18 protein-coding genes are annotated in these 19,770 nt (G+C 63.4%); 11 read left to right on the forward strand and 7 right to left on the reverse strand.

The window, feature by feature from the left end:
• Positions 1-49: 49 nt before the first annotated feature.
• From J8I26_RS17740 to J8I26_RS17755, 4 genes are all read right to left on the reverse strand, one after another.
• On the reverse strand, positions 50-295 hold the full coding sequence (locus J8I26_RS17740; RefSeq protein WP_209608435.1) for a hypothetical protein: 246 nt from the start codon (positions 293-295) through the stop codon (positions 50-52).
• On the reverse strand, positions 273-695 hold the full coding sequence (locus tag J8I26_RS17745; protein WP_209608436.1) for a DUF971 domain-containing protein: 423 nt from the start codon (positions 693-695) through the stop codon (positions 273-275). The genes J8I26_RS17740 and J8I26_RS17745 overlap by 23 nt, the downstream gene beginning before the upstream one ends.
• A gap of 103 nt (positions 696-798) precedes the next feature.
• Positions 799-1,251 (reverse strand): HIT family protein, encoded by a 453-nt coding sequence (locus tag J8I26_RS17750; RefSeq protein ID WP_209608437.1) that lies wholly within the window; start codon positions 1,249-1,251, stop codon positions 799-801.
• A gap of 14 nt (positions 1,252-1,265) precedes the next feature.
• Complete coding sequence (locus tag J8I26_RS17755) at positions 1,266-5,279, reverse strand: FAD/FMN-binding oxidoreductase (RefSeq protein WP_209608438.1); 4,014 nt, start codon at positions 5,277-5,279, stop codon at positions 1,266-1,268.
• Positions 5,280-5,790: 511 nt separating this feature from the next.
• On the opposite strand from J8I26_RS17755, the gene J8I26_RS17760 reads away from it, so the two are divergent.
• On the forward strand, positions 5,791-6,807 hold the full coding sequence (locus J8I26_RS17760; RefSeq protein ID WP_209608439.1) for a ZIP family metal transporter: 1,017 nt from the start codon (positions 5,791-5,793) through the stop codon (positions 6,805-6,807).
• 65 nt (positions 6,808-6,872) lie between these two features.
• Here J8I26_RS17760 and J8I26_RS17765 read toward each other — a convergent pair whose 3' ends face one another.
• Positions 6,873-7,364, reverse strand: a complete 492-nt coding sequence (locus J8I26_RS17765; RefSeq protein ID WP_209608440.1) for a YqaA family protein — start codon at positions 7,362-7,364, stop codon at positions 6,873-6,875.
• Positions 7,365-7,638: 274 nt separating this feature from the next.
• Here J8I26_RS17765 and J8I26_RS17770 point away from each other — a divergent pair, with 274 nt between their 5' ends.
• The 7 genes from J8I26_RS17770 to rapZ all read left to right on the forward strand — a co-directional run bounded on the left by J8I26_RS17770 (position 7,639) and on the right by rapZ (position 14,148).
• On the forward strand, positions 7,639-7,836 hold the full coding sequence (locus J8I26_RS17770) for a hypothetical protein (RefSeq protein WP_209608441.1): 198 nt from the start codon (positions 7,639-7,641) through the stop codon (positions 7,834-7,836).
• A 7-nt stretch (positions 7,837-7,843) separates the two neighbouring features.
• A complete protein-coding gene (gene ilvA, locus J8I26_RS17775) occupies positions 7,844-9,370 on the forward strand; it encodes a threonine ammonia-lyase, biosynthetic (RefSeq protein ID WP_209608442.1) in 1,527 nt (508 codons plus the stop codon).
• 81 nt (positions 9,371-9,451) lie between these two features.
• Positions 9,452-10,318, forward strand: coding sequence for an NADPH-dependent 7-cyano-7-deazaguanine reductase QueF (queF, locus tag J8I26_RS17780; protein ID WP_209608443.1), 867 nt, complete (start codon positions 9,452-9,454; stop codon positions 10,316-10,318).
• A gap of 419 nt (positions 10,319-10,737) precedes the next feature.
• Positions 10,738-11,370 carry a hypothetical protein gene (locus tag J8I26_RS17785; RefSeq protein WP_209608444.1) on the forward strand — a complete coding sequence of 211 codons (633 nt, stop codon included), beginning with the start codon at positions 10,738-10,740 and terminating at the stop codon, positions 11,368-11,370.
• Positions 11,371-11,633: 263 nt separating this feature from the next.
• A complete protein-coding gene (locus tag J8I26_RS17790) occupies positions 11,634-12,107 on the forward strand; it encodes a PTS sugar transporter subunit IIA (RefSeq protein WP_209608445.1) in 474 nt (157 codons plus the stop codon).
• A gap of 163 nt (positions 12,108-12,270) precedes the next feature.
• Complete coding sequence (hprK, locus tag J8I26_RS17795) at positions 12,271-13,209, forward strand: HPr(Ser) kinase/phosphatase (protein WP_209608446.1); 939 nt, start codon at positions 12,271-12,273, stop codon at positions 13,207-13,209.
• A gap of 75 nt (positions 13,210-13,284) precedes the next feature.
• Positions 13,285-14,148, forward strand: a complete 864-nt coding sequence (gene rapZ / locus J8I26_RS17800) for an RNase adapter RapZ (RefSeq protein WP_209608447.1) — start codon at positions 13,285-13,287, stop codon at positions 14,146-14,148.
• Between the two features lie 26 nt (positions 14,149-14,174).
• Here rapZ and mutY read toward each other — a convergent pair whose 3' ends face one another.
• Together mutY and mutM are read right to left on the reverse strand one after the other, a co-directional pair.
• Positions 14,175-15,323, reverse strand: a complete 1,149-nt coding sequence (mutY, locus tag J8I26_RS17805) for an A/G-specific adenine glycosylase (RefSeq protein WP_209608448.1) — start codon at positions 15,321-15,323, stop codon at positions 14,175-14,177.
• Positions 15,320-16,141, reverse strand: coding sequence for a bifunctional DNA-formamidopyrimidine glycosylase/DNA-(apurinic or apyrimidinic site) lyase (mutM, locus tag J8I26_RS17810; RefSeq protein WP_209608449.1), 822 nt, complete (start codon positions 16,139-16,141; stop codon positions 15,320-15,322). Before mutM ends, mutY begins: the two co-directional genes overlap by 4 nt.
• Before the next feature lie 187 nt (positions 16,142-16,328).
• On the opposite strand from mutM, the gene J8I26_RS17815 reads away from it, so the two are divergent.
• From J8I26_RS17815 to ispE, 3 genes are all read left to right on the forward strand, one after another.
• Positions 16,329-18,131 (forward strand): tetratricopeptide repeat protein, encoded by a 1,803-nt coding sequence (locus J8I26_RS17815; RefSeq protein WP_209608450.1) that lies wholly within the window; start codon positions 16,329-16,331, stop codon positions 18,129-18,131.
• A 5-nt stretch (positions 18,132-18,136) separates the two neighbouring features.
• Positions 18,137-18,781 carry a lipoprotein insertase outer membrane protein LolB gene (gene lolB / locus J8I26_RS17820; protein ID WP_209608451.1) on the forward strand — a complete coding sequence of 215 codons (645 nt, stop codon included), beginning with the start codon at positions 18,137-18,139 and terminating at the stop codon, positions 18,779-18,781.
• A 70-nt stretch (positions 18,782-18,851) separates the two neighbouring features.
• Complete coding sequence (gene ispE / locus J8I26_RS17825) at positions 18,852-19,721, forward strand: 4-(cytidine 5'-diphospho)-2-C-methyl-D-erythritol kinase (RefSeq protein ID WP_209608452.1); 870 nt, start codon at positions 18,852-18,854, stop codon at positions 19,719-19,721.
• Positions 19,722-19,770: the final 49 nt, after the last annotated feature.

The following is a 19,770-nucleotide window of genomic DNA, read 5'->3' on the forward strand; positions in this document are numbered from 1 at the left end:
CCTGTAACGGTGAATGCGACATTATAAGGTGCTAAGGGAGCCCCGGGTCTTACAGACCGCGCAGGCGCGCCATGCTCAGCGAGTCGATGCAGCGGCCGTCGCGGTAGGAATGCCCGTGCAAGGTGCCTTCGACTTCGAAGCCGAATTTGCGATAGCCGGCGACGGCGGCCTCGTTGTCGCTGAAGACATGGCGAAAACCCGGCAAGCTCACCGGCTCGATGACGCTTTCGGCATCAGCCGGGCCAGCGGCGCGGATGCGCAATGCGGGTTGCTCAGTGATGATGCCCACAGCCATGGCCACCCTCCTCGCCCGCCACATGATCGCGCCCGCTCTCACGGGTGAAGCCGGCCGCCTCCAGCTTTTGCAGATAGGTTTCCCACATCGCGGCCTGGTCGCGGCCAAGCTGATAGAGGAAGTCCCAGGTAAAAATGCCGCTGCTGTGGCCGTCCGAGAACAGCGGCTTGACGCCGTAGTTGCCAACCGGCTCGATGCCGTTGATGCCGACCTCGCGCTTGCCGGTCTGCAGCACCTCCTGGCCCGGACCGTGGCCGCGCACCTCGGCCGAAGGCGAATACACGCGCATCAGTTCAAAGGGCAGCGCGAACATGACGCCGTCGTCGAATTCGACTTCGACCACGCGCGACACCTTGCGCACCTTGAACGAGACCGGGATCGGGGAGGATGAGGAGCTCATGCGTGAACCGTTTCAAGCCAGTTGAGAGGAACGGCAGCCGGGATGGCCGGGCCGCCGGTGGCGGCGGATCCATTGGGAATCCGCCTGGAAATGCGCAGAGAAATCAGGCCGCTGGCGAACCGGGCAAACCCGCCGCGCCAAGCTGGCGGCAAATCGCTTCGCGCAGCTGCGGCAACAAGGCGCGACGCGCTTGCAGCGTTGCGGCATCGGCGTCGCGCCGCGGCGCAGCCCACACCGGGCTGGGGAAATGGCGATCATCCACATAGCGCGGGATCACATGCCAGTGCACATGCGGCGTCATGTTGCCCAGCGTGGCCAGGTTGACCTTCTCGGGCGCCATCACTTCACGCACGGCGGCCTCCGTGGCCCACACGGCGTCGGACAGCAGGGTGCGCTGGGCCGGCGCCAGATCGGTCATTTCCTTGACGTGGCCGTTCCAGATCACGCGGCAGAAGCCCGGGTAGTCGGGTTCGTCGACCAGCACCACGCGAAAATCAGCGTGGCGCCAGACCGCTTCGCCGCCGTCACCGGCGCACAGTTCGCAAGGCTGGCTCATAGGCTGCCCCATGCTTACACGAGCACGCGTTCGATGCCGCCGTTGTTGGCGCGCTCGACGTATTCCGGCATCCAGTTCTCGCCCAGCAGGTGCTTGGCTATTTCCACCACGATGTAGTCGGCGGTGGTACCGGCATCCTCGTTGTAGCGCGACAGGCCCTGGAAGCACGACGGGCAGGAGGTCAGGATCTTGACGTCGCCGGTGAAACCGTCGGCGCGCACTTTGTCGCTGCCCTTGCGGATTTCTTCTTCCTTGCGGAAGCGAACCTGGGTCGACACGTCCGGACGCGACACGCCGAAGGTACCCGACTCGCCGCAGCAACGGTCGCTCTTCTCGATCTTCATCGCATCCACGGTGGTGATCAGCGAGTTGACCGTCTTCAGCGGATCCTGCTGCTTCATCGGGGTGTGGCAGGGATCGTGGTACATGTAGCGGGTACCGGTCACGCCTTCCAGCTTGACACCCTTTTCCAGCAGATATTCGTGGATGTCGATGATGCGGCAGCCGGGGAAGATCTTTTCGAATTCATAGCCCTGCAACTGGTCGTAGCAGGTGCCGCACGACACCACCACGGTCTTGATGTCGAGGTAGTTCAGCGTATTGGCCATGCGGTGGAACAGCACGCGGTTGTCGGTGATGATCTTTTCGGCGGCGTCGAAATTGCCGGTGCCGCGCTGCGGATAACCGCAGCACAGGTAACCCGGCGGCAGCACCGTCTGCACGCCGACGTTCCACAGCATCGCCTGGGTGGCCAGGCCGACCTGCGAGAACAGGCGCTCCGAACCGCAGCCCGGGAAGTAGAACACCGCCTCGGTCTCGGAGGTGGTGGTCTTGGGGTTGCGGATGATCGGCACGATCTTGTCGTCTTCGATGTCCAGCAGCGCGCGCGCGGTCTTCTTGGGCAGGTTGCCCGGCATCTTCTTGTTGATGAAGTGGATCACCTGTTCCTTGACCGGCGCACGACCGACGGTGGCAGCAGGTTTCGCCGTCTGCTTCTTGGCGAACTTCTTCAGGATGTCGTTGCCCAGGCGCTGCGCCTTGAAGCCCCAATCGGTCATGACCTTGCGGGTGGCGTTGATGGTCGCCGGATCGCGCGCATTCAGGAAGAACATCGCCGCGCTGGTGCCGGCGTTGAAGGACTTCTTGCCCATCTTGCGCAGCAGGTTGCGCATGTTCATCGAGACGTCGCCGAAGTCGATGTCCACCGGGCAGGGGGTAACGCACTTGTGGCACACCGTGCAGTGGTCGGCCACGTCTTCGAACTCTTCCCAGTGCTTGATGGAGACGCCGCGGCGGGTCTGCTCTTCGTACAGGAAGGCTTCGACCAGCAGCGAGGTCGCCAGAATCTTGTTGCGCGGCGAGTACAGCAGGTTGGCGCGCGGCACGTGGGTCGAGCAGACCGGCTTGCACTTGCCGCAACGCAGGCAGTCCTTGACGCTGCTGGCGATGGCGCCGATGTCGCTCTGTTGCATGATCAGCGACTCGTGGCCCATCAGGCCGAAGGACGGCGTGTAGGCATTGCGCAGGTCAGCCTCCATGCCCGGCAGGTCGAGCAGCTTGCCCTTGTTGAAGCGACCTTCCGGGTCGACGCGCTTTTTGTATTCGCGGAATTCGCCGATCTCGTCTTCGGTCAGGAATTCCAGCTTGGTGATGCCGATGCCGTGTTCGCCCGAGATCACGCCGTTGAGCGAACGGGCCAGCGTCATGATGCGCGCCACGGCGGCGTGCGCGTCCTGCAGCATCTCGTAGTGATCCGAGTTGACCGGCAGGTTGGTGTGCACGTTGCCGTCGCCGGCGTGCATGTGCAGCGCCACGAACACGCGACCGCGCAGCACGCGCTTGTGGATCGCCTGGCATTCTTCCAGGATCAGCTTGAAGGCCGCACCCGAGAAGATCTGGCGCAGCTGGGCGCGCACTTCCTGCTTCCAGGAGATGCGCACGGTACGGTCCTGCACCACGTCGAAGACGCGGGCTTCAGGCTGCTCGATCAGGCGCTGGTCGAACACGACCATCAGCTTGTCCAGTCCCAGCGCGGCCATCTCGCCCTTGGCGACGGTCAGCGGCTTGTCCAGGTTGGCCAACAGGTAGGACCAGCGCGCGTGGGTCTGTTCCAGCAGCGCCTCGGCCTGATGCACGCGGTCTTCCAGCATCTCGGCGGCGGGGATGTCTTCGCCCTCGCCGTCGTCGCTCTTGCCCAGCGGCAGGTTGCCCTTGACGAAGAAGGACTCCAGCTCGGCCAGCAATTGCAGCTTGTTCTTGATCGACAGTTCGATGTTGATGCGCTCGATGCCATCGGTGTATTCGCCCATGCGGTTGAGCGGGATCACCACGTCTTCATTGATCTTGAAGGCGTTGGTGTGCTTGGCGATGGCGGCGGTGCGCGAACGATCCAACCAGAATTTCTTGCGTGCTTCCGGGCTCACCGCGACGAAGCCTTCGCCCACGCGGTTGTTGGCCAGGCGGATCACTTCCGAGGCGGCGGTGGCCACGGCGTTTTCGTCGTCGCCGACGATGTCGCCGATCAGCACCATCTTGGGCAATACGCCGCGCTTGGACTTGGTGGCGTAGCCGACGGCGCGCAGGTAGCGTTCGTCCAGATGCTCCAGGCCGGCCAGGATGGCGCCGCCGCGCTTGGTTTCGGCGTCCAGGTAATCCTTGATTTCAACGATCGACGGGATCGCATCGCGCGCCTGGCCGAAGAACTCCAGGCAAACTGTGCGGGTCTGCTTGGGCATCTTGTGCAGGATCCAGCGGGCCGAGGTAATCAGGCCGTCGCAGCCTTCCTTCTGCACGCCCGGCAGGCCCGACAGGAATTTGTCGGTCACGTCCTTGCCCAGGCCTTCCTTGCGGAATTTCTTGCCGGAGATTTCCAGGATCTCGGTCTTGAACACTTCGGTCTTCTGGCCGCGCTCGCCGGGGTGCGACCACTCCAGCTTGAAGCGGGCGACTTCGACGTCGTGGATCTTGCCCAGGTTGTGATCCAGGCGGGTCACTTCCAGCCAGTCGCCCTGCGGGTCAACCATGCGCCAGCTGGCAAGGTTGTCCAGCGCAGTGCCCCACAGGACGGCCTTCTTGCCGCCGGCGTTCATGGCGACGTTGCCGCCGATGCACGAAGCCTCGGCAGAGGTCGGGTCAACCGCGAACACGAAGCCGGCCTTTTCGGCGGCGTCCGAGACGCGCTTGGTGACCACGCCGGCGCCCGAGTAGATGGTGGCGTAGGGCTTGTCCAGGCCGGGCAGCACTTCCATCTGCACCGCGCCCAACTGTTCCAGTTTTTCAGTGTTGATGACGGCCGACATCGGCGTCAGCGGAATCGCGCCGCCGGTGTAGCCGGTGCCGCCGCCGCGCGGAATGATGGTCAGGCCGAGTTCGATGCAGGCCTTGACCAGGCCGGCCATCTCGTCTTCGCTGTCCGGCGTCAGCACCACGAACGGATACTCGACGCGCCAGTCGGTGGCGTCGGTCACGTGCGAGACGCGCGACAGGCCGTCGAACTTGATGTTGTCCTTGGCGGTGTAACGGCCCAGTACCTTGGTGGCGCGCTTGCGCAGATCGTAGCTGCGACGGAATTCTTCAGCGAAGTCGGCGATCGCTTTCTTGGCGGCCTTGATCAGTGCTTCGACATTGGCGCTGCGGCGTGCAGCGTCTTCAGCGCCGGCACCATCGGCGGCATCGGCCTGGCCGACATCGATGCGGCGCTTGTCGACTTCGTTCAGGCGATGGTTCAGCGCTTCGATCAGCGCAGCGCGACGTTTGGGGTTATCCAGCAGGTCATCCTGCAGATAAGGATTGCGGCGCACGACCCAGATGTCGCCCAGCACTTCATACAGCATGCGCGCCGAACGGCCGGTCTGGCGCTTGCCGCGCAGCTCGTCCAGCAAGGACCAAGACTCTTCGCCCAACAACCGGATCACGATCTCACGGTCGGAGAACGAGGTGTAGTTGTACGGAATTTCGCGCAGGCGCGGGGGCGTGGCGCCATGAGGCGCATCTGTGAGCAAGGCTTGGATGTGGGCGGGGGCGTTCATCTATGTAGAAAGGGTAAATCTGCTGCCGGACGTGCATTTTAGCCTATTGCTAAAACTCGCGACGGGATCGGGCCCGTTTTGCGGACGCAATGAAAATGATTCTTCTTTATCAACGCAAAGGCAGGCGGAAATTGCCCGGCGTGTCATTTTCGCGGCGCAACAATCCCGCTCAAAAAATGCCGTGGAGAAAGCATGAAAACGAAGGAATTCACTCTCATGCCGCAAAAATCCCATAGCCCGGAACAATGGAATTTATAAAAACAATCAATTTCAATTAATTAATAATAAAAATCTATAATCCCTCCAGGCAATATGGATGTCGCCCCGAAAAGCCATGGAGGATGTTATGTTGCAAGATCTGATTACCGAATTCTTGGAAAATCTAGCCATCACCCTGGCCGACTACGCCGAATGCAAGGCATAGCCCAAAGGAACGTCCAGTCCATCCCGCCTGTCACTCTTCAAACAGACAGCGGGGACGTCCAGCCACCCGCCAGCCAGGGAGACTGCCATGATATCGGCACCGTTGAGCAAAAAAATCACCGCCAAATCAAGCGCTTGCGACGATCCGTCGGCAGCGCCCTTCGTCTCGGCCGATGAGCCGCAGGCAGACGAGCCACGCATCCCCCAAAGCCACATTGGCGACAGCCTCACGCTGAACCTGAAGCCGCGCCAGATCGCCATGCTGCTGGTGGCGCTGGTATTCCTGCTGATCAAGTCGTACGAAAGCCTGCACGCCTATTTCACCGCCAATCCCCAGGTGTGGAACGCGCTGCTGGGTTCGGGCGCGGCCGCCGGCCTGACCGCGCTGGGCGCGCTGGGGGTCATCTTCACGCGACGCATCTCGGTCAAGGCGCAGGATGTGATGCTGGGCTACGGCGGCGGCGTGATGCTGGCGGCCAGCGTGTTTTCCCTGATCATCCCGGCGATGGACGCGGCACAGGCGATCGGCTACGCCAAGCACGCATCGGTGCTGCTGGCGGCCACCGGCATCATGCTGGGCGGCCTGTTCGTACTGGCGCTGAACCACGTGATCCCGCACCAGCACTTCCTGGCCATGGCCAGCGACCAGACCAACCCCGGCCGCGCCAGCCGCATCTGGCTGTTCGTGATGGCGGTCACCATCCATAACTTCCCGGAAGGCCTGGCCATCGGCGTGGGTTTTGGCGGCGAGGACATGGGCAAGGCGGTGGCGCTGGCCACGGGCATCGGCATCCAGGACATTCCCGAAGGACTGGTGGTGGCGCTGGCGCTGCGCACGCTGGGTTACTCGCCCTGGAAGGCGGCGGCCGCCGGCATCCTCTCCGGCCTGGTGGAGCCCATCGGCGGCGTGCTGGGCGCGATGGCCACCGGCGTCTCCACCACCGCCCTGCCTTGGGCGCTGGCCGGCGCGGGCGGCGCGATGCTGTTCGTGATCAGTCACGAAGTGATTCCCGAGTCGCATCGCCAGGGCCATGAGTCGCAGGCCACGCTGGGCTTGCTGGCGGGCTTCGTGACGATGATGCTGCTGGATGTGATCCTGGGCTGAACGAATCCCGTGCCCTGAACGAAAACGGCGCCCGCGGGCGCCGTTTTTTATTGACGGCGAAAAACTCAGGACAACCAGTCCGCCACGCTGCGCCAGAATCCGTCCGGCACATTCAGCAACAACCAGGTCATCAGGATATAGCGCACGAATTTGCCGATGGCCATGTACACCACCGACGGCCAGAACGGCAGGCGCAGCCAGCCAGCGAGCGTGCAGATGGGGTCGCCAATACCGGGCAGCCAGGCCAGCAGCATGGTCTTGGCGCCGAAGCGCTCCAGCCAGTGGAACCAGCGCGTGGTGCGCTCCTTCGCAAAGGCCTGCTTGGCGCCGTAGCCCATCCAGTAGTCCACCACGCCACCCAGCGTGTTGCCGAGGGTAGCGACCAGGATCACCGGCCAGAACATGTCGGGATTGGCCTTGATGACGGCGAACACCGCCGGCTCCGAGCCCAGCGGCAGTAGGGTCGCGGAGACGAAGCTGATGAGAAAGACGGAAGTCAGGCCAACGGTGGGAACGGCGAGGACATTAAGCAGCCAGAGAACGGCGGATTCGATCATGCGGGCAGGAAGGTGATTGAAGGGCCGCCGGAAGACGGACGAATACTGAACGAAAAGGAGCACGAACAAAGACCAAAAGCCGAGCAACGCATATTGCCGGCAGGCACGCCGCTGCAGTGCGCAAAGCTCGCATTCTAGCTGAGGCCGGCGCCGCAAATATCAAGTCGGCCAACTCCGTTCCCGAGATCGGCTTCGCATCGCGCCGCATTAAATCCTGACCAGCCTGCGCACGTATCCGCTTTGCCCACCTCGTCCGGGTCATCGGCGCACGCGCATGAACACTATCGAACGGCAATACCGGCGCGCGGCGCGGCTCCATTATAATGATCAGTTCCCCTCGCGCCGGCAGGCCATCCCCGCCGACCGCATGCGGGAATTCACCCTCGGCTTACCGAGCCGTTTTTTCCTTTTACCTGCTTGCGATATGACCGCGCTTAAACGCTCTCAACGCCCAACAGCACTTCATTCTTGATGACAAAATGAGTAACGATTATCTGAAAAAAATCCTGACCGCACGCGTCTACGACGTTGCCCAAGAAACGCCGCTCGAGCTGGCCAACACGCTGTCGCAACGGATTGATAATCGAATTTACTTCAAGCGCGAAGACATGCAGAGCGTGTTCAGCTTCAAGCTGCGCGGCGCCTACAACAAGATGGCCCACCTGACGCCGCAGCAACTGAAGCGCGGCGTCATCTGCGCCTCGGCCGGCAATCACGCCCAGGGCGTGGCGCTGTCGGCCGCCCGCCTGGGCTGCCGCGCGGTGGTGGTGATGCCGACCACGACGCCGCAGGTAAAGATCGAAGCCGTCAAGGCGCGCGGCGGTGAAGTCGTGCTGTTCGGAGACTCGTTCACCGACGCCTACAACCACGCGCTGACGCTGGAGAAAAAACACAAGCTGACCTTCGTCCACCCGTTCGACGATCCGTACGTGATCGCCGGCCAGGGCACGGTCGGCATGGAAATCCTGCGCCAGCATCCGGAACCCATCCACGCCATCTTCGTGGCCATCGGCGGCGGCGGCCTGATCGCCGGCGTGGCGTCCTACGTCAAGGCGGTGCGTCCGGATATCAAGATCATCGGTGTGCAGACCGCCGACTCCGACGCCATGGCGCGTAGCCTGAAAGCCGGTCGCCGCGTGGCATTGCCGGACGTCGGTCTGTTCTCCGACGGCACCGCCGTGAAACTGGTGGGCGAAGAAACCTTCCGCATCGCCAAGGAGCTGGTGGACGACATCATCATCGTCGACACCGACGCCGTCTGCACCGCCATCAAGGACATCTTCCAGGACACCCGCAGCATCGTCGAGCCGGCCGGCGCGCTGGCGGTGGCCGGCGCCAAGGCGTATGTTGAGCGCGCCAAGAACAGCAAGAAGCCGATCAAGGGCCAGTCGCTGGTGACCATCGCCTGCGGCGCCAACATGAACTTCGACCGCCTGCGCTTCGTGGCCGAGATGGCCGACGCCGGCGAGGCGCGCGAAGCCGTGTTCGCCGTGACGATTCCGGAAGAGCGCGGCAGCTTCCGCCGCTTCTGCGAAACCGTCGGCCCGCGCAACGTGACCGAATTCAACTACCGCATCAGCGACGCCAAGGCCGCGCACGTGTTCGTCGGCATCCAGATCGCCAATGCCGACGAGGGCGGCAAGATCGCGCGCAACTTCGAGAAGGCCGGCTTCGGCGTGCTCGACCTGACGCACGATGAACTGGCCAAGGTGCACATCCGCCACCTGGTCGGCGGCAAGAGTGAACTGGCCGGCGATGAACTGCTCTATCGTTTTGAATTCCCCGAGCGTCCAGGCGCGCTGATGAAGTTCCTCTCGAGCATGAACCCGAGCTGGAACATCAGCCTGTTCCACTACCGCAACCAGGGCGGCGACGTCGGCCGCATCCTGATCGGCGTGCAGGTGCCGAAGAAGGAAATGAAGGACTTCCGCACCTTCCTGGCCCAGCTCGGCTACCGCCACTGGGACGAAACCAAGAACCCGCTGTACAAGCTGTTCCTCGGCTAATCACCGGCGCCGCCGTATCGGTACATCGATGCGGCGGCGCAGACAGTTTCAGACAGAGCGCAACACCGCAGGAGAATCATCATGGACAAGCCAAACCCGTCCGCATCCGCCGCCGGCCACTCGCCGGAAACCTCGCCGCTGGGCAAGAGCTCGGAATATCCCGATCGCTACGACGCCTCGCTGCTGTTTCCCATCCCGCGCGCGCCCAAGCGCGCCGAGTTGCAGATCACCGGCACCCTGCCCTTCTTCGGGGTGGACCTCTGGACCGCCTACGAGATCTCGTGGCTGAACCTGCGCGGCAAGCCGCAGATCGCCATCGCGACCTTCACGGTGCCGGCCGACTCGCCCAACATCATCGAATCCAAGTCATTCAAGCTGTACCTGAATTCGTTCAACCAGGAGCGCCTGGAAAGCTCCGCGCAACTGGTCGAGAAACTGCGCGCGGACCTCTCCGCCGCGGCCGGCGCTTCGGTGCAGGTGGCGCTGACGGAACCGGCCCAATTCGGCCAGCTGCAATTCGGCGAACTGGCCGGCCTGCCGCTGGACCGGCTGGATGTGGAAATCGAATCTTCGTCGCATCCCGACGGCAGCATCCTGCGCGCCAATCAGGACGAAGCGACGGTGGAAGAAACCTTCGTGTCGCATCTGCTGAAGTCGAACTGCCCGGTCACCGGCCAGCCGGATTGGGGCAGCGTGCAGATCCACTACGTGGGCTCGCCGATCGACCAGGAGCGACTGCTGAAATACATCATCGGTTTTCGCGAGCACAACGAATTCCACGAGCAATGCGTGGAGCGCATCTTCACCGACGTACTGCGCCACTGCAAACCGCAGAAGCTGGCGGTGTACGCGCGCTACACCCGCCGCGGCGGCCTGGACATCAATCCCTGGCGCAGCAATTTCTCCAGCGGGACGGCGCCTTCGCAACTACGCAACGCGCGTCAGTAAGCGCCTTTCCTCCTCGCTCTCTGCTTGCCGTGCAAGGGCGGAGAGCGTCGGCAAATTGTTACCAATTCTTACGGGATCATCGCCGTCGCGACATGAGTGTCTGCGGCGAGCCGATGGCGTCTCCCGCGAACGCGCCTTCGCAGCGCCGTCGAAGCCCCGCCCGAACTTGTCCGAAACGATTCGCCGTCGCCCGCCGTGCTGTAAAGACGCGACGACAATTTGGTAACAACTTGCCGCCTGACAAACAGCGCCTTTCGGGAATCTTTCCGAGAAAATGCGGGTCTGTCTTCACAGGCGACGGACACATGTTCCGGACTCGCTCTTCAGATCCCCCAGCAACAACACGCATTGTTTCGCCATGTCCTGCTTCACGCCGTTCCGGGTGAGGTACAGACGCTAGCCAGTAGTAGATAACAAATATGAAAAGCCTCCTCTCGCGCCGCCGTGCGCCGCGCTCCATTTCTTCTCCCGTCCCGCCTGTACGTCGCCTGACTGCGTGCTGCCTGGCGCTCGCCGCGGCCGGCCTGGTCGCCGCAACGCCGGCTGCGCATGCAGATGACAACCAGTACAGCCTGTGGCAGCAAACCAAAGACCACGTCTCCAACATCTGGGACAAGGGCGACGACGCCATTTATCTCTCCGGCGTGGCGCATCACGGCCGCGGCACGTACACCAAGGAAAAGCTGAACGAACTCAATGAGCACGCCTGGGGACTGGGCTACGGCAAGACCCTGCGCAACGAGAGCGGCAACGACGAGTCGCTCTACGCCTTCGTGCTGAAGGATTCGCACCGGCATCCGCAATACATGGCCGGATACGCCTACGAATACGTGATCCCGGTGGCCAAGACCGGATTGGAACTGGGCCTGGGCGGCACCGCCATGCTGATGAGCCGCCAGGATTATTTCAACAGCGTGCCTTTCCCGGTGGCGCTGCCGATGGCCTCGATCGGAACCCAGAAAGGCAAGATCATGTTCGCCTACGTGCCGCGGCTGTCAAAGAACAAGAACAACGGCGACGTGTTGCTGATTTTCGGCCGCATCGAAATGTAAGACGACATCAAGAGGCGGCGTTGGCCTCAGGCCCGGCGCCCCGCCCACCGGATCGTCGTCTGCGGGCCGACAAATGAGGCATGCATGCAACTTGATTTTCAACAACTTCCCTACGCAGGCCCGGCCCGCGCCCCGGCCCATCCCAAATCCTCGCATTTCGGCCAAATTCACCTCCTGTTCCGGGCTTTCAAAGCGTTGCGGGGGGCGCAAACAGGCCTATAATTCTGCTCAAAGTCTCACCCTGTTGTAATTCTTCGAGCGTCATGACTAATCTTGCAAAAATCCTGTCTCCAGAAAATGTCGTTCTGGACCTGGAAGTCTCCAGCAAAAAAAGAGCTTTCGAACAAGCCGGCCTGACATTCGAAAACAATAGCGGGATCGCCCGCTCGACTGTTTCCGAAAACCTGTTTGCACGAGAGCGCCTTGGTTCCACCGGACTGGGCCATGGCGTCGCCGTACCGCACGGGCGCATCAAGGGATTGAAAGCGCCGCTGGCGCTGTTCATGCGGCTGTTGGCGCCGATTCCGTTTGAGTCGCCCGACGGCCAGCCGGTCAAGCTGCTGGTGTTCCTGCTCATTCCCGATCACGTGACCCAGCAACACCTGGAAATCCTCTCCGAAATCGCCGAGATGTTTTCCGACGACGCCTTCCGCAACGAACTGGCCGCCGAGCCGGATCCCGCGGTCGTCCATGCCCGCATCGTGACCTGGCAGCCTTCGCTGGAAAAAGCCGGCTGAACGCGCCGGCAGTTCCTCGCAATTGCGCGTTTTCCCCGGCCGCTTCCCGCCAGCCGGCAAATTCTGTACCCTGCATCTGAAATCGTTCTCCCGGCCCCGTTAAGGGCGGGAGGCCGGCAATATCGTTTGCATCGCCCACCCTAGCCAGCAGAACCGGACCTACATGCCCAATTACTCCGCGTTGTCGATCCAGCAGCTTTACGAAGAAAACCGTGAATCCCTGCAATTGGGCTGGTTCGCCGGATTCCCCGGCGGCGAGCGCCTGATCTCGGGCGACGCCGTCTCCGCGGCCGACCAGGTGGGCCACCTGAACCTGATCCACCCGGGTCGCATCCAGGTCTTCGGCCATCAGGAAATCGAGTATTACCAGCGCCTGTCCAATACGTCGCGCGCCTACCAGACCGCCGAACTGGTGGCCGGCGAGCCGCCCGCCTTCATCATCGCGCAAGGTCTGTCGACGCCGCCGGACATCCTGGCTGTGTGCGACGAGAAGAACATCCCGCTGTTCTCCACCCCGCTGCCGGCGGCGCAGGTGATCGACTACCTGCGCGTGTATCTCTCCAAGAAGCTGGCGCAGCAGATCACCATGCACGGCGTGTTCATGGACGTGCTGGGCGTGGGCGTGCTGATCACCGGCGAGTCCGGCCTGGGCAAGAGCGAACTGGGCCTGGAACTGATCTCGCGCAGCCACGGCCTGGTAGCCGACGACGCGGTGGAGTTCGCGCGCATCGCACCCAACATGATCGAGGGACGCTGCCCGCCGCTGCTGCAGAACCTGCTGGAAGTGCGCGGTTTGGGACTCTTGGACATCAAGGCCATCTTCGGCGAGACCGCGGTGCGCCGGAAGATGCGACTGAAGCTGATCGTGCACCTGGTCCGCCGCAGCACGCTGGAAGAAAACTACGAGCGCCTGCCGCTGGATGCGCAGTACGAGGAAGTGCTGGGCCTGCCGATCCGCAAGGTGGTCATCCCCGTTGCGGCCGGCCGCAACATCGCGGTGCTGCTGGAAGCGGCGGTGCGCAACACCATCCTGCAACTGCGCGGCATCGATACGCTCAAGGAATTCATCGAGCGCCAGCGGCGCGCCATGAACGGCGAATAAGCGTCAAAATCCCGCACCCCGGGAAACAGCAATCCTGTCACGCGGCTTACACATGGCTTGCGTTATGATGACGGGATGCGAATCGTTCTGATCACCGGCATTTCCGGCTCCGGCAAATCCGTGGCACTGCACGTGCTGGAGGATGCCGGTTATTTCTGCGTCGACAACCTGCCGCCGGCGCTGTTGTGCGATCTGGTCGATACCCGCATCAAGGAAGGCGCCAGCATGCTGGCCGTGGCCACCGATGCGCGCAGCGCCGATTCGCTGGCCACCCTGCGTACCGACATCGACAAGCTCAAGGCCGCCGGCCATGACGTCAAGGTGTTCTTCCTGACGGCCTCCAACGAGGCGCTGATCACCCGCTTCTCCGAGACCCGCCGCAGCCATCCGCTGTCGCACCGCCTGCTGCCCGGCCGCAATCCCGCCGACCGCCTGACGCTGTCCGAATGCATCGAAATCGAGAAGGAAATGCTGGGCGACATGCAGGAGCTCGGCCATGTGATCGACACCTCGCAATTGAGCTCCAACAAGCTGCGCCGCTGGATCAAGGGCCTGGTGGACATGGAGCGATCACCGCTGACCATCCTGTTCGAGTCGTTCGCCTTCAAGCACGGCCTGCCGCTGGACGCCGATCTGGTGTTCGACGTGCGCATGCTGCCCAATCCGCACTACGACGCAACGCTGCGCCCGCTGACGGGGCGCGACGAACCGGTGATCGAATTCCTCGCCAGCTATCCGGAAGTGTCCAGCATGCTGGACGACATTCGCGGCTTCATCGAGAAATGGCTGCCCTCGTTCAAGGATGACAACCGCAGCTACCTCACCATCGCCATCGGCTGCACCGGCGGCCAGCACCGCTCGGTGTACATCGCCGAACAGCTGGCGCGCCACTTCCGCGCGACCGAGCAGGTGGTGTGCCGTCACCGGCAGCTGGATTGATTGCGATGACGGCTGTTTAACCTGGACTAGACGGCCGCCAGCAGATCGTCGCTGCGCAATACTCCCAACAGCAACTTCTTCACCGGCGCCGGCAAGGGCGCATCGGCCAGCTTTTCCACCGGATACCACACCAAGGGGTTCTGCGCGATGCGCTGCGAACGGCTCTTCATCGCGACCTGGAACGGCGCGACATGCAACTTGAAGTGCGTAAATACGTGCGAGAACGGTTGCAGCTTGCGGCAGCCCTCCAGCTCGCCATACGGCGTGACCAGCGTGCGCACCGCGGTATCGAACTGCGCGGCATCGCCCACCGCAATCTCCGGCAAGGACAGCAAGCCGCCCCAGATGCCGCTGTCGGGACGCTGCTCCAGCAGCACGTCGGCGCCGTGCGTGACCACCAGCATCACGGTCTCGCGCTCCGGCACCGCCTTCTTCGGCTTGGATACCGGCAGCTCGCTCACCCTATCCTGCGCCAGCGCGACGCAGCGCTCGGCCAGCGGGCATTTGGTGCATGCGGGGGTGCCGCGCACGCACAGCGTGGCGCCCAGATCCATCAGCCCCTGTGTATAAGATTCGATGCCCTCGTCGGGCAGCAGGGCCACGGCGCGCAGCCACAACTTGTCTTCGATCGGCTTGGCGCCGGGATACCCCTCGATGCCGAATACCCGCGCGAACACGCGCTTGACGTTGCCGTCCAGGATCGCGGCACGGCGGCCGTAGGAAAATGCGGCGATGGCGGCGGCGGTGGAACGGCCGATGCCGGGCAGGTCGGCCAGCAGGTCGGGATCGTCCGGGAAACGCCCGCCGTACTCGGCCACCACGCGCTGGGCGCACTTGTGCAGGTTGCGCGCCCGGGTGTAATAGCCCAACCCGCTCCACAGCGCCATCACATCCTCCGAGGGCGCCGCGGCCAGGCTGAAGACATCCGGGCAGCGCTTGAGGAAGCGCGCGTAATAAGGAATCACCGCCGCGACCTGGGTCTGCTGCAGCATGATCTCGGACAGCCACACCCGGTAAGCGTCGCGCGTGTTCTGCCAGGGCAGCTTGTGGCGCCCGTGCTGCTTTTGCCAGGCAATCACGGCGGCCGAGAACGACGGATCCTCGTAACGCTCGGCGTCGGCGGACGAAGATACGGAGGCGGCCTTGCGCCGCGGCTTGTCGACGATACCCTTCATTTCTGGCAGCTCACGCAGTAGAAGGTGGAACGCTGGCCCTGCTTGATCTGTCGGATCGGCGTGGAGCACACGCGACAAGGCTCGCCGGTGCGGCTGTAGACGAAATAGCTTTGCTGGAAATAGCCGGACTGGCCATTGACCGCGATGAAGTCGCGCAGCGAACTGCCGCCCTGCTCGATGGCCGCAGCCAGCGTCTCGCGGATCGCCTCGACCAGGCGTTCGTAGCGCGCCAGGCTGATCTTGTAGGCCGGCGTCTTGGGATTGATGCGGGCCTTGAACAGGCTCTCGGAGGCATAGATGTTGCCCACGCCGACCACGATGTCGCCGGCCAGCAGCACCTGCTTGATCGGCGCCGAGCGCGCGCGCGTCTGGCGAAACAGCTCGCGCGCGGTGAATTTGTCTTCCAGCGGCTCCAGGCCCAGGCTGCGCAACAGCATGTGCTCCTCGATGTCGCCGTCGGCAGCATCATGCCAGAGGATCGCACCAAATCGCCGCGGGTCGGTCATACGCATCACCTGGCCGCCGACCAGCAGGTCGAAGTGGTCATGCTTCTGCGGGACGATGCCCGGCGGCAAAATGCGCAAATGGCCGGACATGCCCAGGTGCACGATCAGCGTGCCATGCTCGAAATGAATCAGCAGGTATTTACCGCGACGACCGGTGGCGCGCACCTTGCGGCCGGCCACCAGGGCGTCCAGCCCGGCGGGAAACGGCCAGCGCAGGCCGGTATGGCGCATGACGACACCGCTAACGGTCTTGCCCTCCAAATGGGGGGCGACTCCGCGGCGGGTGACTTCTACTTCTGGCAATTCTGGCATCTGGCTACGTCGGTGGGGCGCTTCGGTGGGAAGCTGCATATGATAATGCAGTTGCCGAAAACAAGACCCGGCGCGCGCCGCCGCCTTTGCGCCTGCCGGCGCGCCAGGATGCATTACACTTCGCTTACAGCAAAGCGACAGCTGTTGGGCGTAAAATCGAAACTTCCCGAATAGTCAGGACGAAATCTTGAAAAAAACACTCGCCCTTCTCACCACTACCTTGCTGCTGTCCGCGTGCGCGAGCTTCCAGCAGTCCGGCGACAAAGCAAACGCCGGCGCGCAGGATCAGAAGAGCGCCGCCAAATCGGCTGCTGCGAACCGCAAGAAGGCTCCGAAGGCGAAGGCGCAACAGCAGGAAGACGCGCTGCCGGCGGTCGAGCTGAGCGAAGACATCCTCTACAAGGTGCTGACGGCCGAGATCGCCCTCCAGCGCGGCCAGTGGCAGTCGGCCTACGTGACCATCCTTTCTGCCGCCCAGCAGACGCGCGACCCGCGCCTGGCCAAGCGCGCCGCCGAGATCGCCGTGGTGGCGCGCCAGCCAGCCGAAGCGCTGGTGGCGGTGCGCCTGTGGACCGAGCTGGCGCCGCACTCGGATGAGGCGCTGCAAAATTATCTCGGCCTGATCATGCTGTCGGACAGCGTCGACGAGATCGAGCCGCTGCTGACCCAGCGCCTGGCCGATGCCGCCCCGCAGGCGCGCGGCCCGATGATCCTGCAAATCCAGCGCCTGCTCTCGCGTGCCAAGGACAAGCAGGCCAGCTTCGCCATCCTGCAAAAAGTCACCCAACCCTACGGCGACCTGGTGGAAACCCACCTGGCGCTGGCGCAAGGCGCCTTCAGCGTAGGCGACACCACCTATGCCCAGCGCGAGGCGCGCGCGGCACTGAAGATCAAGCCTGACTCCGAACTGGCGATCCTGACCGCGGCCCAGGTGGCGCCGGACACCAAGGAAGCCACCAAGCTGATCAGCGACTTCCTGCGCAAGTATCCCGACTCGCGCGAGGTGCGCATCGCCTACGCGCGCAGCCTGGTCGAGCAAAAGAACTACAAGGACGCCCGCGCCCAGTTCGAGGCGCTGCTGAAGGAAGATGGCGAAGACCCGACCACGCTGTTCGCGCTGGGTGTGCTGTCGGCCCAGACCGACCAGCTGAAGGACGCCGAGAACTATCTGCAGCGCTACCTACAAGTGCTGGCCGCGCAGCCCGAAGATGACCGCGACCCCAGCCAGGCCATCCTGCTGCTCTCGCGCATCGCCGAAGAGCGCAAGGACTATGACGGCGCGTTGCGCTACCTGGATCAGGCCGAGCCCGGCACTGAAGGCTACGTCAACATCCAGGTGCGCCGCGCCCAGCTGCTGGCGCGCAAGGGCGACATCGACGGCGCCCGCAAGGCGCTGGAGGCGGCCCAGTCCGAGTCCTCCACCGACGGCGAGCAGCTGCAGCTGATCCAGGCAGAGTCGCTGCTGCTGCGCGACGTCAATCGCAACCAGGAAGCCGCCGATGTGCTCAAGGGCGGCATCGAGCGCTTCCCCAACAACACCGACCTGCTGTACGACTACGCCATGGTGCTGGAGAAGCTGGGCAGGTTCGACGAAATGGAAAAGACCCTGCGCCGCGTGATCTCGCTGGCGCCGGGCAACCAGCACGCCTATAACGCGCTGGGATATTCGCTGGCCGATCGCAACATTCGCCTGCCGGAAGCGCTGGAGCTGATCCAGAAGGCCGCCGACATGGCGCCGCAGGACGCGTTCATCGCCGATAGCCTGGGCTGGATCCAGTTCCGCATGGGCAAGCTGGAGCAGGCCGAGACGCAGATGCGCCGCGCCTACGCGCTGCGCCCCGATCCGGAAATCGGCGTACACCTGGGTGAAGTACTGTGGACCCGCGGCAAGCAGGACGAAGCCAAGCAGGTCTGGCGCGAAGTGCAAGCCAAGGACCCCGGCAACGAAGTCCTGAAGAGCACACTGGCGCGGCTGAACGCCCAGCCATGATGAGCATGCAGCAAACCATCTCGCCTGCCGGCCTGCGACGCGCGGGCAGCGCCGCCGCCCTGTCGCTGGCGGCGCTGCTGGCCGGTTGCGCCGGCCTGCAGCAGCAATCAGGGCAGCCCGTGGCCGCGGCCGCGCCGGCTTACCGGGACAGCATCAACGTCGGTGGCCGCATTTCCGTGCAGTACGAACAGAACGGCAATCCGCAGTCGTTGCACGGCAGCTTCCTGTGGAATCAGACGCCCAAGCAGATTGACCTGGAAATGTTCTCGCCGCTGGGCCAGACGGTCGCCACCATCAACGTCAAGCCCGGCATCGCCACCCTGATGCAGTCTGGACGCGCGCCGCAGGTGGCGCCGGACGTGGATGAGCTGGCGGCGCAATCGCTGGGCTGGCCGCTGCCGGTCTCCGGCATGCGCCAGTGGCTGCAAGGCACCGGCACCGACGCCGCCGGCAAACGCTTCACCGCCAAGCCGGGCGAAGACTACGCCGGCTTCACCACCAAGGATGGCTGGCGCGTGGTCTATGCCAACTGGCAGGTCGACCCCGACAGCGGCGAAACCCGTCCCAAGCGCATCGACATGACGCGCGATACCGAACAAGCCGGCAAGGTCGCGATCCGCATCGCGGTCGACAGCTGGAAACAACCCTGAGCCCTGACCGGGCGCCGACAAGCATCACACCCACAAACACGCACACGCACACGCACACGCAGCACCAAGCATGACCACTACCCTCAACGCCTGTCCGGCGCCCGCCAAGCTGAACCTGTTCCTGCACGTCACCGGCCGGCGGCCGGACGGCTATCACCTGCTGCAGTCGGCGTTCCAGCTGATCGATCGCTGCGACACGCTGGACTTCACGGTGCGCGACGACAGCGCGATCGTGCGCACCAACGATATCCCCGGCGTGCCGGCGCAGTCCGACCTGGTGGTTCGCGCCGCCAACTTGCTGCGCGAAGCCGCCGGCCGTCCCGAACTGGGCGCATCGATCACCGTGCACAAGATATTGCCGATGGGCGGCGGCCTGGGCGGCGGCTCTTCGGATGCCGCCACCACGCTGCTGGCGCTAAACCATCTGTGGCAGACCGGCTTCACGCGCCAGGAGTTGATGGATATCGGCCTGAAACTGGGCGCCGACGTGCCGTTCTTCATCTTCGGCCGCAATGCCTTCGCCGAAGGCGTGGGCGAGGCGCTGTCCCCTCTGGAGACGGCCGATTGCTGGTATGTGGTGGTCGAGCCGGGGGTGTCTGTCCCCACCGCAACAATTTTTTCATCAAAAGTGTTGACAAGGGATACCGAGGCCGTCAGAATAGCGGACTTTCCTGATGCAACAAAACAGCTTGTTTCGAGCTTCGGGAAAAACGATCTGGAAATGGTGGCAACAGCGCATTTCCCCGAGATAGCGGATGTCATCCAGTGGCTGAGCAAGTTCGGGAATGCCAGAATGACCGGATCCGGCGCCTGTGTGTTCAGTGCATTCGAACACGAACACGAGGCAGACGAAGTGCTGAAACAATTGCCTTCGCGCTGGATCGGCTGGAAAGCCAAAGCGATGCAGGAACATCCTCTCGCCCGTTTCTTGAAGTCGTAGTGAAGAATTGGTTTGACGAAGAGTTGCGCAGCAGATGCGCGATGACACG

This window comes from Herbaspirillum sp. LeCh32-8, from assembly GCF_017814915.1.
GTDB lineage: Bacteria > Pseudomonadota > Gammaproteobacteria > Burkholderiales > Burkholderiaceae_D > Herbaspirillum.